At 49.6% G+C, this 14525-nt stretch carries 11 protein-coding genes; 4 read left to right on the top strand and 7 right to left on the bottom strand.

What is annotated here, in order from left to right; genetic code table 11:
- Positions 1-27 precede the first annotated feature (27 nt).
- The 3 genes from CCE91_RS07940 to pabB form a co-directional block, all read right to left on the bottom strand.
- Entirely contained in the window at positions 28-1401 is a 1374-nt protein-coding gene (locus tag CCE91_RS07940) for an L-serine ammonia-lyase (RefSeq protein WP_086434646.1), read from the bottom strand.
- Positions 1402-1525: 124 nt separating this feature from the next.
- A complete protein-coding gene (locus tag CCE91_RS07935) occupies positions 1526-2125 on the bottom strand; it encodes a CoA pyrophosphatase (protein ID WP_086434645.1) in 600 nt (199 codons plus the stop codon).
- Positions 2122-3573 (bottom strand): aminodeoxychorismate synthase component I, encoded by a 1452-nt coding sequence (gene pabB, locus CCE91_RS07930; protein ID WP_234996285.1) that lies wholly within the window; start codon positions 3571-3573, stop codon positions 2122-2124. The genes CCE91_RS07935 and pabB overlap by 4 nt, the downstream gene beginning before the upstream one ends.
- Positions 3574-3800: 227 nt before the next feature.
- Between pabB and CCE91_RS07925 the strand changes: the two genes are divergently transcribed.
- Both CCE91_RS07925 and rmuC read left to right on the top strand, forming a co-directional pair.
- Positions 3801-5312, top strand: coding sequence for a fumarate hydratase (locus CCE91_RS07925; protein WP_086434644.1), 1512 nt, complete (start codon positions 3801-3803; stop codon positions 5310-5312).
- Positions 5305-6681: a DNA recombination protein RmuC gene (rmuC, locus tag CCE91_RS07920; RefSeq protein WP_086434643.1), complete on the top strand. Its 1377-nt coding sequence runs from the start codon at positions 5305-5307 to the stop codon at positions 6679-6681. The genes CCE91_RS07925 and rmuC overlap by 8 nt, the downstream gene beginning before the upstream one ends.
- Here rmuC and CCE91_RS07915 read toward each other — a convergent pair.
- The 4 genes from CCE91_RS07915 to cysZ form a co-directional block, all read right to left on the bottom strand.
- Positions 6678-7568, bottom strand: a complete 891-nt coding sequence (locus tag CCE91_RS07915; RefSeq protein ID WP_086434642.1) for a hypothetical protein — start codon at positions 7566-7568, stop codon at positions 6678-6680. The two genes, rmuC and CCE91_RS07915, sit on opposite strands and share 4 nt — an antisense overlap.
- Positions 7569-7647: 79 nt before the next feature.
- Positions 7648-8052 (bottom strand): hypothetical protein, encoded by a 405-nt coding sequence (locus CCE91_RS07910; RefSeq protein WP_086434641.1) that lies wholly within the window; start codon positions 8050-8052, stop codon positions 7648-7650.
- 74 nt (positions 8053-8126) lie between these two features.
- Positions 8127-8996 carry a hypothetical protein gene (locus tag CCE91_RS07905; protein WP_086434640.1) on the bottom strand — a complete coding sequence of 290 codons (870 nt, stop codon included), beginning with the start codon at positions 8994-8996 and terminating at the stop codon, positions 8127-8129.
- A gap of 95 nt (positions 8997-9091) precedes the next feature.
- Complete coding sequence (cysZ, locus tag CCE91_RS07900; protein ID WP_086434895.1) at positions 9092-9811, bottom strand: sulfate transporter CysZ; 720 nt, start codon at positions 9809-9811, stop codon at positions 9092-9094.
- Between the two features lie 212 nt (positions 9812-10023).
- On the opposite strand from cysZ, the gene smc reads away from it, so the two are divergent.
- Complete coding sequence (smc, locus tag CCE91_RS07895; RefSeq protein ID WP_086434639.1) at positions 10024-13497, top strand: chromosome segregation protein SMC; 3474 nt, start codon at positions 10024-10026, stop codon at positions 13495-13497.
- Between the two features lie 29 nt (positions 13498-13526).
- Positions 13527-14486 (top strand): cell division protein ZipA, encoded by a 960-nt coding sequence (zipA, locus tag CCE91_RS07890; RefSeq protein ID WP_086434638.1) that lies wholly within the window; start codon positions 13527-13529, stop codon positions 14484-14486.
- Positions 14487-14525 lie beyond the last annotated feature (39 nt).

Genomic DNA, 14525 nt, shown 5'->3' with positions numbered 1-14525 from the left:
GCAGGCAGCTAGTTAGTTAGCGCCGGATTAGCACTCGATAATATTCACAGCAAGACCGCCGCGAGCGGTCTCTTTGTATTTGGTTTTCATATCGTTGCCAGTGTCCCACATGGTTTTAATTACTTTATCCAGGGATACTTTGTGATCACCACTACCACGCAGAGCCAGTCGGGCTGCGTTAATGGCTTTAATAGCACCCATGGCATTACGCTCAATGCAAGGTACTTGCACCAGACCGCCAACGGGGTCGCAGGTTAAGCCTAAGTTGTGTTCCATGCCAATTTCCGCAGCGTTTTCAACGTTAGACACACTGCCGCCCATCAACTCTGCTAAGGCACCGGCAGCCATTGAACAAGCCACGCCGACTTCGCCCTGACAACCAACTTCAGCACCGGAAATAGAAGCATTTTTCTTATACAGAATACCAATCGCGGCCGACGTTAGCAGGAATCGTACTATGGTTTCTTCGTCCAGCTTCTCAATAAATTTGTCGGCGTATTTCATGACTGCCGGAATAATACCCGCAGCACCGTTGGTTGGCGCGGTAACTACGCGGCCACCGGCGGCATTTTCTTCATTCACGGCGAGCGCAAATAAATCAACCCAGTCCATCAATTGCATTGGATCTGTTGAGCGTTCATTTTTTAAGCATTGATACAGCGCAGGTGCGCGGCGACGAACTTTCAAGCCACCCGGCAGAATACCTTCGGTACGAATGCCGGTATTGATACATTCATCCATGGTTTCCCAAATGTGTACCAAACCTTTGCGAATATCTGCTTCATCGCGGAATACTTTTTCGTTGGCCAGCATTAGCGAACTGATGCGCATGCCTTGCTCGCGACAGTGATTCAGCAGCTCAGCGGCGCTATCAAACGGGTAGGGAATAGGCTTACTGGATTGCTCTATGGCCTCTTCCAGGGTCTCATCAAAATCGGCATCCCGCACAATAAAGCCGCCGCCAATGGAGTAATACAAGTCTTTATACAGCACGTCGTCATTTTTATATAAACGCAGTTCCATAGCATTGGCATGCTTAGGTTTAGTTTTGCGGCGGTGAAAGTTAATAGCACCTTCACGCGGAAAACTGACTTCATGCTCACCCAACAGCTTTAGTTTTTGGGATTTGTCTGTTGCTGCTAAAAACTCTTCAACTTTGGTGGTATCCACTGTTTCAGGGCTTTCGCCAGCCAGACCCAGAATAACGGCCTTGCCGGTACCGTGACCTTTACCTGTTTGCCCGAGCGATCCGAATAACTCCACTTGAATACTGGTGGCGTTGCTTAAACCCACTTCTTTATCGGCTGCTTTTAAAAACTCGGTGGCTGCCCGCATAGGGCCAACCGTGTGGGAGCTTGAAGGACCAATACCAATTTTATAGATATCAAAAACGCTGATCATTACACTGCTCTCCTGTAACCACGACGGCGGTTGTTTATAAGTAGTATAGCTCGCTGTCGTGCCATGATGTTATTCCGCTATTGTCGCACGGATACCTGGGGCTAAATCAAGCGCTGTCGCCGAATCAGTTAAGTGATCGGAACAGCTGTTGTTGTTCGGGTAATAAATGGTCAGCGAGTTCACGCAACATCCCAGCGGTAGCGCCCCAGATATTACGTTGCTGGTAGGGAATGAAATAAACCTCGGGATAAATAAACCGGCGCAATTTGTACACGAAATGATTGGGCTGGTGCAGAATATTAATTAACGGAACTTCAAAAATATCGGCAACTTCGCTGCGCTGGCGCACGAAATGCTCCTGGGGCGTAATAAATCCGATATACGGGCGCACCAGAAAGTTGGAAATCACCGGATAGTCCTGCAACTTCCCAATAATTTCGACATCAGCCCGAGCCAGGCCAATTTCTTCTTCGGCCTCGCGCAATGCCGTGGTTACCAGATCTTTGTCTTCAGCGTCGTGGCGACCGCCGGGGAAGCTGATTTGGCCCGGATGGTGGCGTAGTTTACTAGAGCGTTGCGTCAGAATTACCGATAGCCCGTGGTCACGCTCAATAATCGGAATGAGTACAGCTGCCGGGCGCAACCCTTGCTGCGTCGGACGTTGGCGTGACGGCTGCGGTTGCATGCTAAACCGCTGCATAAAATCCTGGCGGGTATGAATCATAGTTCTGGCTCCGTGGTTTCGGCCGTTTCCGCCAGAATAGGTAAAATATGACCCACTTTGTCGAAGGTTTCCTGATATTCGGCCGCGCACTCGGAATCCATCACTAAACCACCTCCAGCCCAGCAGTAGATTTGTTGGTTAGCACATACCAGGGTACGGATCATAATGCTGGTGTCGGCAGCACCGTGCTGAGAAATATAGCCCATACTGCCGCAGTAGAAGCTGCGCCGGTGTGGTTCAAGCTTGTCGATAATATTCATCGCACTAATTTTTGGTGCTCCGGTAATGGAGCCGCCCGGAAAGGTTGCCGCAATAATATCCAGCATATCGTGGTCGGCGCTTAGCTTTCCGTGCACTGTGCTGACTAAGTGATGCACGGCCGGGAAACTTTCGATTTTAAACAACGCGGGTACGCTCACGCTACCGGGGTCGCATACCCGACTTAAATCATTGCGGAGCAAATCGACAATCATCACGTTCTCGGCACGATCTTTACTGGCCTGCTGAAGCTCAGCTGCAGCCTGCTGGTCCAAGGTTGCGTTGGAATGGCGTGGGCGAGTTCCCTTAATGGGTTTGGTTTCAATGTTGCCTTCGGTGTCCAGCGCAATAAAACGCTCCGGCGACAAGCTTAGAATGGCACCAGTTTCCAATTGCATGAATGCCGAAAACGGGCCTTGATTGTGTGCCCGCAGACGCAAGTAGGCATCCCATTCCGATCCTTCGTAGCAGCTGGAAAAGCGTTGTGCCAGATTAATCTGGTAACAGTCACCCTGACGCAGGTGCTGCATAACCTGTGCAAACTTATGGGCATAGTCAGCTGCAGTTAAATTTGATTGCCATGGCTGCAATAATTTGAAGCTCTGCTCAGGCTGTGGCTGCTTGGGGCGCTCAGCTAAACCTTGCCAGAGTGCAGCCTCTTGTTGCCATTGTGACTCAGGCGCAAGCAAATACAATTGCTGTTGTTGTTTATCAAAGATGAGGGCTTTGTGGTACAGAGCCACGGCCAATTCCGGCAAATCTATATCGGCATCGGCTTGCGCGTTCAATTGCTCTAACTGTCGCCCAAAGTCATACCCAAAGGCGCCAGCCAAACCACCCTGAAACGGCAAGTGAGCAGGTCCGGTGTAACTTGGTAAGGATGCTACATCTTCTCGCAGCAATGGTTGCCATTGGCTGGCCGGGTAAGTAGCACAGGTGGCCATGCGCTGCTGGTCGTGCTTGTTATCTACTGTACTATCTGCCGCACTATCTACCGCGCTACCTACCGTAATAGTATCGCCACTTAGTTGGTAGGTGCGGACTGGTTCATAAAACACCATATCGAACCGGGCGTTAGTATGAGTAGCAGTAGCGGTATCAAGAAATAGCGACCAGGGCACCCCGGCAAGATGCTCAAACAGCATAACTAAGTTACTTTTCAAGACTACAGGCTGCGCCAGTAAAGCCACCGGGAACTCCTCGAAAACCACAGTAAAACACCTGGTTAGAATAGCACAGACAGGCCTGCCAGCGCTATGCATAGTCGCCGTCGGCGTCTGGTCAGCACTGTCGATACAAGGTATCATTAGGCTTTCCATAACAGACTGAATCCGTTACGGCTTTCGGTGCAAAATAGTTATTAGCTATCTTATGCGGTAGCAAGCTGAAATCGCATAAGTTTGATGAGGTAAAAAACATGGCAATGATTCGTCAGGCAGACTTTATTGAAAGCATTTGTGATGCGCTGCAATACATCTCTTACTATCACCCACTGGACTTTGTGCAGGCGCTTGAGAAGGCCTACCACAAAGAACAAAGTGAGGCGGCTAAGAATGCTATCGCGCAGGTGCTGACGAATTCACGCATGGCTGCCACAGGACATCGCCCGATTTGTCAGGACACCGGTATTGTTACCTGCTTTGTGAGAGTGGGCATGGGTGTGCAGTGGGACAAAGTTGATATGACGGTGCAGCAGATGGTGGACGAAGGTACTCGTCAAGCCTATACCAATGCTGAGAATCCATTGCGTGCCTCCATCGTTTCTGACCCCGCAGGTGCCCGTAAAAACACCGGTGACAATACCCCTGCAGTAGTTCATATAGACATGGTAGCAGGCGATAAAATTGAAGTGATGATTGCTGCTAAAGGCGGCGGATCAGAAAATAAATCGAAGATGGTGATGTTAAACCCGAGCGACTCCATTGCTGACTGGGTGGTTGAAACCATGCCGAAACTAGGCGCTGGCTGGTGTCCGCCGGGTATGATTGGCTTAGGTATTGGCGGTACTGCAGAAAAGTCTGCTGTATTAGCGAAAGAAGCCCTCATGGATCCGGTTGATATTCAGGAATTGTTGGACCGCGGTGCGCAAACTGCTGAAGAAGAGCTACGCCTGGAAATTTATCACCGGGTGAACAAGCTTGGTATAGGTGCACAGGGTTTAGGTGGTGTTACTACAGTTATGGATGTGAAGATTAAATCTGCACCTACCCATGCGGCTTCAAAACCAGTTACCTTAATTCCAAACTGTGCCGCCACGCGTCACGCGCACTTCGTGTTAGATGGCTCAGGTCCGGCTGACCTGCAACCACCAAAACTAGAAGATTGGCCGGATATTACCTTTGAACTTGGCGACGATGCCCGCCGGGTGAATCTGGATACCGTGACACAAGCCGACATTGAAACCTGGAAAACCGGTGAGACGGTGCTGTTGTCGGGCAAGCTTTTAACCGGTCGTGATGCCGCGCACAAACGCATAAAAGAAATGCTGGATAATGGGGAAGAATTACCAGTAGATTTCACCAATAAGTTTATTTATTACGTAGGGCCAGTAGACCCTGTGGGTGACGAAGTAGTGGGGCCAGCAGGGCCAACTACCGCTACCCGCATGGACAAGTTTACGGACCTTATGTTAGATAAAACCGGCATTCTGGGCATGATCGGTAAAGCCGAGCGCGGACCCGCCACAGTAGCCAGCATTAAGGACCACAAAGCGGTGTATTTGATGGCTGTTGGTGGTGCTGCTTATTTGGTAGCGAAAGCTATTAAACAAGCCAAAGTAGTGGCCTTTGATGACTTAGGTATGGAAGCCATTTATGAATTTGATGTGGAAGACATGCCAGTGACTGTGGCGGTAGACAGCACCGGTGAAAATGCACATGAAACAGGTCCGGCAATTTGGCGCCTGAAACTGGAAGAAGCAGATGCCTGAATTTGAACTGTGGCAGCTTATTAGTGCCTTGGGGCTAAGTCTGATTATTGGTGTTGGGCTTGGCTACGCGCTCAGCGCCCCGGCCCGAACCCGGTTGCGTGAGCAATTAAGCGACCAGCAACATGAGTTAGCTTTGCAACAACAGCAGGTTGAGCAAGCGCGCCAAGGCACAGCGCAGGTAGAACAACGTCTGACTCAGGCCGAGCAGAACTACCAGCAGGCATTACAGCAACGTAATGAGCTACAGGCGGAGCTATCTGGTGCCAGAGTTAAGTTAGAAGAAACGCTGAAACATGCAACTGAAAAGCAGCAACTACTGGAAGCCAGCGAAGAGCGCTTAAAGCAAGAATTTGAGCGGCTGGCGCAGCAAATTTTTGAGCAAAAGTCAGAGCGCTTGCAGGCCAGTAGTAAACAAACTCTGGAAACCACGCTGGCGCCATTTAAGCAGCAGTTGGATTCCTTTAAGCAGCAGGTGCAGTTGCAGTACAGCGAAGAAATTAAGCAACGCCAGGCCATGACCTCTGAGTTGCTTGGTTTGAAAGAGCTGAACAAGCAGATGTCGGCAGAAGCGGAAGCGCTTACCCGGGCATTGAAGGGTGATACCAAGCAACAGGGCAACTGGGGTGAAGTGGTTCTGGAACGCATGCTGGAGCAGTCCGGGCTGCGTGAAGGTCACGAGTATGAAACCCAAAGTCAGCATCGTGATGCCGAGGGTAAATCCTTCAAACCTGACGTGATTGTGCATTTACCAAACAACAAAGACGTGGTGGTAGATTCGAAGGTGTCACTGGTTGCTTACGAGCGCTATTTCAACAGCGACGATGATGCAGAACGCACTCGTTGTCTGGACGAGCATGTCACGTCGTTGCGCAATCATATTAAAAGTCTGGGTAAGAAGAACTATCAGCAACTGGAAGGCGTTCGCACGCTTGACTATGTGTTGTTGTTTATTCCGATTGAACCCGCATTTTTGTTGGCGGTAGATCGCGATCCTGAACTGATTAAACTAGCGCTTGATCACAACATTATGTTGGTAAGCCCAACCAACCTGCTAGTGGCCTTACGCACAGTAAATAACATTTGGCAGTATGAATATCAGAACCAGAATGCACAACGTATTGCCGCAGATGCCGGCAAATTGTACGACAAGTTTGCTGGTTTTCTGGAAGATATGAATAAAATGGGTAATGCCATTGAAGCGGTGAAGAAAAATTTTGATGGTGCCATGAATAAGTTATCCAGTGGCCGCGGCAATTTGGTTAACCGAGTTGAGAATTTCCGTAAGCTGGGTGTACAAACCAGTAAAAAGATTGATGCGCGTTTATTAGATGACCAGGACGATGCCAATAATCAAACGGACGACGATTAATCCATCGCCTGGTCGTGGTACTGCCAGTAGTCAGTAACAGTTTCACTGTTAAACCAAAACTCCAGGATGTTACGAAAGCTCTCCCGTTGTAGTACAACGGGAAGTACTTTGTCTATTTCGGTAATAGCCTGTCGGCCCCAGTCATTTGCCGTGCAGCCAATGGCCCCCGCAACAGCCTTACTATTGTTCTCAGTAATCGGCAAAAACACCAGGTCTTTGTTGGTTGTCATTTCGTAGTAACGTTTAATAATGTCGTAATCAATCGTAAAATCCAGCCGTTCTTCCATGATCATTGACAGCAATGCCACGTTGTTATCGTCACCGCTAATGTTCACATGTAAATTAGTAGCGGCAGCGTAGGCGGCAATTAGTGGCTGAAGCTGCCCGTACTTGCGGCTTACCGGTTGCCCAAACCGGTAGCGTTCAGTTGCCAGTACCTGTGCTAATGAAATGTTATCGCCAAAGCGTTGCTGGAGCTCCTGAGCAACCCTTTGGTTGGTGATAATACCGTGCGGCCGGTAAACATGGGTAGGTTCGCTATAAACCACATAGTCGTTGTCCTGATTGTGAATCATGCAGGGAAAGCACATGTTTTCCTTGTTCGAAATCAGGTTAGACACCCGCGAGTGAGGCATTAATTCCTGCTTATGCTTGAGGCCGGTCAGCTCATGTTGAAGCTCGCTCATCAGCACATCGCAGATGCCTTGGGTGGCATAGGGGTCCTTCACAATATGAAATGGTGGAGCCGGATTGTACGCCCAGGTTATTGTGTCGATTTTATCAAGTGCCGAACTGGTTGTTGAAACCAGACTTGCCGCCAGCAATACAGCTAGGGAAATATGCTTACCTTGGTGCTTGCGCAACGAAACAACTTTGGCTTTAAGCATTGGGTTGGCTACTCACTATGGCGAATGATCATCTCTAATTCTAAATTTAGTTGCTAAATTGTTAATAATAAATATAGCGTTAGTTATAGTTTCTAAAAAATTCAACAATTTGTAACTGCGCACATAGGAAAAAGTGGTCACCGTATTGTAGTTTTTGTAGCTTGTGCTGAATCAGGAACTCGGGGTTTCTGGTTTGCACGGTAAGGCTTAAACAGCCGCGAATTGCCGCAGCCACTTGCAGAGCTAGTTTCAACTTGTTGCTGTCGGCGGGCAAATAACAGCTCAGCAAGCGCGACATTGCAACACAGGCTTCGGTTTGGTTGAGGCCGTGCATGGCGAGCACCTGCGGTGATGCCAGCAACAACCGTTGCTGCGGTTGAAACAAGTATATAGCCGGATTATGCGGCGGTGGTAATAGCGCTGGTTGAGAGAGTTCTGTTAGCGGAAGGTGTTCAGTTACGGCGTTTATCAGGGGCGTGTTCATAAGGCTGTTCGCTATGCGTTGGAAGGTACCTTGAGTTGTACCTGAACTAACACAAAGTTCCCAGTAAGAGGCTGTCAGTCAGCGCTGAAATTGGTTCGGTAGATTTGATTGTAGAGCTGTATGAACTCAGCATGAAGGCTACTGTCGAGATGCTGCAGGTGGGCATTCAGATAGCTTCGTTGCTGCACTGCTATGGCATGTTCCTTATTTATTTCTTTCATCGCCTTTTTACCAAATGCTGACTTAGCGCAGACAAAGTAGCCAAGCAGCTTTAGCGGTGCCTCTTGGGGTACAAAAGAGACCAAATCTAATTGGCGTTGATGCCGCTGTGCAAATATATTTACCGGAATCGGTGATGAAATAAACATGTCAATGCGCCCGGCCAACAGCATGTCGATAAGCGCAAAGCTACTATCTAAACTGGAGTGACGCCATATTTGCGGTTGTACTTCAGGCATAGCTAACACTCTATCTAAGGCTTCACCATACGACCGACCTTCCATCAGCCCAATACGGATATCTTGTTGTTGCCGGAGCAACTGGGCGAGTTGTTGGGATTGTTGCTGAGGAAACCGCTTATCGTCAGCGCGCATATATACTCGCAAGCCTGGAAAAATAACCTGAGGCAGGTCGCTATAAAGCATAAACTCTTCACGGCTAGATGTTTTCAGGGTTTTTTCGGCACAAGCATTGGGATCGTCAGCCATTAATTGCAACATGCGGCTGGCATTGATAACACGCTCCTGAATACGAAATCCTGGAAGCTGTTGAATCACTAAATCGGCGGTTAATTTATTAACACTAATGTGATGAAATTTATCGGCAGCGGATTCATCTGAATGCATACCAATTAACCAGTGTATATCTTGCTCACTTGCATGCGCTGCACTGGTGTGCTGTAAAGCAATAAAGAAAGTTATAAGCAGCAGCCAACGATTAGCCATGTGTGAGTCCCTTGTGCATAAATCAACCTTAGATTAACACAGCAATTTTATTTAATGAATTGGCTTTACATCGGTTCTGTCCAGTATTTCTCTGCTTAGGACTTGTGTCGCAAACTTGGTTCGCGGTAATGGTCTACCCATAACGCGGTGGCACCACAAATAGCTACTGGCATCACAATAAAGTTAATGAACGGCACCATAGTAACCAGTGCCACAATAGCCCCAAAGGAGAACGACTTACCACGTTGCTGGCCTAACTGGCTGCGCATGTGATTAAAGGACAGCTTGTGATTATCAAACGGGTAATCCAGATATTGAACGGCCATCATCCAGGCGGTCCAGCATAACCAAATAATTTGCCCCACCACCGGTAACAGGAGCGCGAGCATGAAGAATCCGAGGGCGCGCGGTATAAAATAAAGTAGCTTTTGAAATTCGCGTGCCAGCGTTCGCGGCGTGTCCTTCACAATATCTAACACACCCGAGTCGTCTATGGTCTGGCCGGTTAAGTGGCGCTCTACTTTTTCGGCCAGCAGCCCGTTAAACGGCGCCGCAATCCAGTTGGTCAGGGTATTAAACAGCAACCCAAAGGTGAGCAGAATGACCACCACAAAGAGTGGCCACAGCAAATATTCCAACCACTGAAAATAGCCGGGCAGCCAGTCCATAATACCTTGCATCCACACCGTCATGCGATCGACTAACCACATTACTGCCAGGCTAAACAGAATGAGATTCGCAAGTACCGGAATAATGACAAAACGCTTTAGGCCCTTGGTGGTTATCAAATCAAACCCACGAATAAAATAGGCCATGCCATTGTGGCTAAGCGGCTGGTTAGATTGCTGCGAAGAGGCCATGCAAACTCCTGTCATTCGGCGTAATTCATAGCCCTAGTCTACGCCATTGGTGAGCGAATATGCACCCTTGAAATTGTTACAAAAAACCGTTTAATCTGCTAGAGTCGATGGCATCATAAGAGCGTTACCCTAACAGCGCCACAGAACGGAACCCATACCCACATATTATGCGTCTGAAGTATATAAAGCTGGTTGGCTTCAAATCTTTCGTCGACCCTACCAAAGTTCCTTTCCCTCACCAGATGACTTGTGTGGTGGGGCCAAACGGCTGTGGTAAATCAAATGTTATAGATGCCGTGCGTTGGGTGCTGGGTGAGAGTTCGGCTAAGAATTTGCGTGGCGATGCCATGACAGACGTTATTTTTAACGGCTCAACGGCGCGCAAACCAGTTTCTCAGGCCAGCGTTGAATTGGTGTTCGATAATTCTGAGGGTCGCTTGCAGGGTGAGTACGCAAGTTATGCGGAAATATCCGTGAAGCGGGTGGTGACCCGCGATGCCCAATCAACCTATTTGCTCAATGGCAGCAAATGTCGTCGCCGCGATATTACCGACATCTTTTTAGGAACCGGTTTAGGGCCACGCAGCTACGCCATTATTGAACAGGGCATGATTTCTCGACTGATTGAGTCGAAGCCGCAGGAATTGCGGGTATTTATTGAAGAAGCCGCTGGTATTTCGAAGTACAAAGAACGCCGCAAGGAAACTGAGTCTCGCATGCAGCACACGCGCGACAACCTTGAGCGTTTGAGTGACGTGCGCGAAGAGCTGGGTAAGCAGCTCGATAAATTACAACGGCAAGCGCAGGCGGCACGCCGTTACAAAGCTCTGAAAGCCGATGAGCGCAAATATAAAGCCGAACTGCAGGCGTTGCGGTGGTTACACAATGATAGTAGTGCTACGCAACTGCGTGAACGCCTGCAGCAAGAAGAAACGGAACTGGAACGTTGGATTAGCGAACAACGTGGCAGTGAGCGCGGCACCGACGAGTTGCGGGCGCGTGAGCAGGAATTAAAAGAGTCTGCCGAGCGGGTGCAGCAAAGCTACTATCAGTTGGGTGCAGAAATTACCAAGCTGGAACAACAGCTGCAACACCAACGGCAGTTGCAGGCACAGCGCGAGCAACGTGAACGGCAACTGCGTGATGAGTTAGAACAATTACAACATCATCAAGGTGAAGAGCAAGAGCAGCAAGAACTGTTGGCGGCGGAGCTTGCCGAATTACAACCACAACAGGAAGCCGCGACTGAAACTCTGACCCTAACCGAGGCTCAGGCTGAGGCCGCTGAACAACGCTGGCAACAATGGCAAGACGATTATCAGGAGCGGTTGCTGCAGCAACAGCAACATGAGCAGCAACTGCAACGGCTGCAACTGGCGCGGGAAAATCTGGCGCAACAGCAACAGCAAGTTCAGCAACAGCTACAACAGTTGCAAAGTCAGCAGCAGGAACTGGAACAACAACAGCAGCAACAGCACCATGAGCTGGCGCAGTTAGATAGTGATGCAGCGGCCAGCGCTCTGGCGTTGGCTCAGGCTGAGGTTGATCAGCAAGAGCAACATCGTGAGCAAGCCGAGGTGCAGCATAACAACTGGCAAAGCGAGCAAGATGCGTTGCAGCAACAGCGGCAGCAGCTGCGTGGGCAGATTAGTTCTGTTGAGCGGTTACTAGCGGCGCAACAGCAGCAATGGCCACAAGAGTTACAGCAGTGGTTGCAACAGCATCAGTACCAAAGTTTAGGTACTGTCAGTGAATTGCTGCAAGGGGCGGACGCCAGTTGGCGCGCATTTGAACATGTGTTGCAGCATTGGTTACAAGCACCGGTACTGGAAGCTTTACCCGCATCCTTACCGACTGTGTTCGGGGCTCGTTTGGCGGTGCTGGATACTGGCACTCAAGCCCCGGCGGGAAGCCTTGCCGCGGCACTGACCGGACCCTTGCAGCAGTGGCCTTATTTACAGGGTATTGGCTTGGCAGCAACGGCAGCAGAGGCGCAGCAATTGTTAAACCAATCGCAGTGGTGGTCGGTAGTAGCGAGTGACGGTACCTGGCTAACCAGGTCTAGTTATCAGGCTCCCAGTATTGCAGATGAAGACAGTGCGCTGCAGCAACAACAAGAACTGCAACAGCTCCAAACTCAGCTACAGCAATGTGAAAGCCAGTTGCAGGAGCTGGAGGTTAAGCTAAGTGAACTACAAAGCGAGCAGGAGCAGCGCCGACAAAATCTGCAACAATTGCAAAGTAAACTACGTGAACAACATGAGCACTGGGTCACGGTGCGGGAACGCGAGCAGTATATGCAGCAGCGCCTGGCTGAACTGAGCAAGCGGCTGGAGCAGGGTGCTGAAACCCAGCAGAATTTGCTGCTGGAGCAAGAAGTGCTGGCGGAAAAAGACGTTCAGCTGGAAGAGCAACTAGAACAGTTGCAAGCCGCCGGGCATGAGGATAAAGATCCAGCTGCTATGCAGGCCGAACGGGAACAATTGCAGCAGAATTATCAGCAATTCCGGCAACAGTTGCAGCAAGCGCGTAGTGAGGCGCAACAATTGACGCTGCAGTGTCAGCAATTACAAAGCCAGCTGCAACAGGCAGCACAGTTGAAACAGCGCACCCAAACCCAACTGCAGCAGTTGCAAGAGCAGCTACAAGCAGTGCTACAACCAGATACCGACGTACGTGAAGAGCAAGAGCTGCTGCAGGTACAATTGGAAGAAGCTCTGGCGCGTCACCAGGAAGTTGCCCAGCAGCGCGCTCAGGTGAACAATCAGGTGAGTGACATTGAGGCTGAACTAAGAGGCTTGCAGCAGGGTCAACAAGGTGTTGAACAGAAAATTGAACGCTCGCGCCGGGCCGCCGAGGCATTGAAGCTGGAATTAAGTGCTTTGGATGAGCGCAGTCGCAATATACTGCAGGGCTTGAGCGAAATGAATCAGTCGCTGAAACCGGTGCTTGAGCAGTTGCCGGAAGATGCTGACGAAAAGCTCTGGCAACAAGAGGTTGATCGATTGCAAAGCGCAATTGGGCGGCTGGGCGCTATTAACCTTGCAGCTATTGAAGAAGCCGACGCGCAAGCGGAACGGAAGCAATATCTGGATCAGCAGCACGATGATTTACAGGCGTCATTGGAAACGCTGGAAACGGCAATTCGCAAAATAGACAAAGAGACGCGGCAGCGGTTTAAAACCACCTTTGATGCCGTGAACAGTGACTTACAAGCCTTATTTCCGAAGGTGTTCGGTGGTGGCAGCGCCTATTTAGAATTAACCGATGATGATTTGTTAGACACCGGGGTGACTATTATGGCGCGTCCTCCGGGCAAGAAAAACAGTACTATTCATCTGCTTTCTGGTGGAGAAAAAGCGTTAACCGCTTTATCATTGGTGTTCGCCATTTTCCGCCTGAATCCGGCGCCATTTTGTTTGCTGGATGAGGTGGATGCGCCATTAGATGACGCCAACGTTGGGCGTTTTTGCCGATTGGTTGAAGAAATGTCGGCAACAGTTCAGTTTATTTACATTAGCCATAATAAAGTGGCAATGGAAATGGCTTCGCATTTAGCTGGAGTCACGATGCAAGAAGCAGGGGTCTCACGCCTGGTGGCGGTGGACGTGGAAGAAGCCGTAGCCATGGCGCACGCTTAATAACCATAACAAAGGGTAGCGAACAGAACATGAACGATCTGCAAATAGCATTTAGCGTGGTTGGTGTGTTGCTGATTCTTGCCATTATTGGGCATGGCATGTGGACTATTCGGCGCAATGACAAAATGAGCAAGGCGCAACACGATGCGCTGGCAAGAAAACGCAAAAAACGCGACGAACAAGGTTTCGATGCCGACGGTATTGGCGAAGTTCGTGTGGTTGATGGAGCAGATGTGCCCAAACCGTCGCGGGACTCAAAATCAGGTAAAGTTGATAAAGATCCCTTAACTTCGGCACAGGCAGCTATGCCTGATACTTCAGAACCCCTGTCTGGAACTAAGTCACCAGAGCCATCCGACTCTGAGTTTGACTCTATCCATGTAGATGCTGATGAACGCTTAACTCCAGTAGCACCGGCTGCGCGAGAAGCTAAGTCGGATAGTAAAGCGGATACTAAACCGGAACGAGCGGCAGAAGCCAAAGCGGAACCTAAGGCAGCGAGCAAGCCCACCCAAATGGACTTGCACATTGATGAAGTGACCGAAACCGAAGGTATTACCGCAGAACCTGAAGAAGTGATAGCGCTGCATGTGAAAGGCGACATTCAGGGCGCCATATTGTTGCAGCAAATGACCGAGCTTGGTTTTAAGTTTGGTGAGTTTGATATTTTTCATCGCCATGAAACCACCGCCGGAACCGGTCCGGTATTGTTTAGTCTGGCGAATATGTTTAACCCTGGCACCTTTGATATTGATGAAATGGAAGTGTTCAAAACCCAGGGTATTGCGCTATTTCTGGCATTGCCGGTGAAAGGGAGCGCGCAGCAAGCCTTTAATATGATGCACAATGCGGCTCAAAAAATTGCTAAAGCGGTTGAGAATGGCCAGGTTCTGGATGAACATCGCAATCCGTTAACCCGCCAAACGGTTCAGCATATTCAACAACGCATTCGGGAGTTCGAGCGCCGGCAGCTATTGCGTAATCACTAACGCTGTTTGAGCAACCTACCCATTAATCCAAGTTAAGTG

It is taken from the genome of Pseudidiomarina planktonica (assembly GCF_900177775.1).
In the GTDB taxonomy this organism is placed as follows: domain Bacteria; phylum Pseudomonadota; class Gammaproteobacteria; order Enterobacterales; family Alteromonadaceae; genus Pseudidiomarina; species Pseudidiomarina planktonica.
The sequence above is the reverse complement of the archived record's forward strand: the minus strand, read 5'-3'. Positions and strand labels throughout refer to the sequence as shown.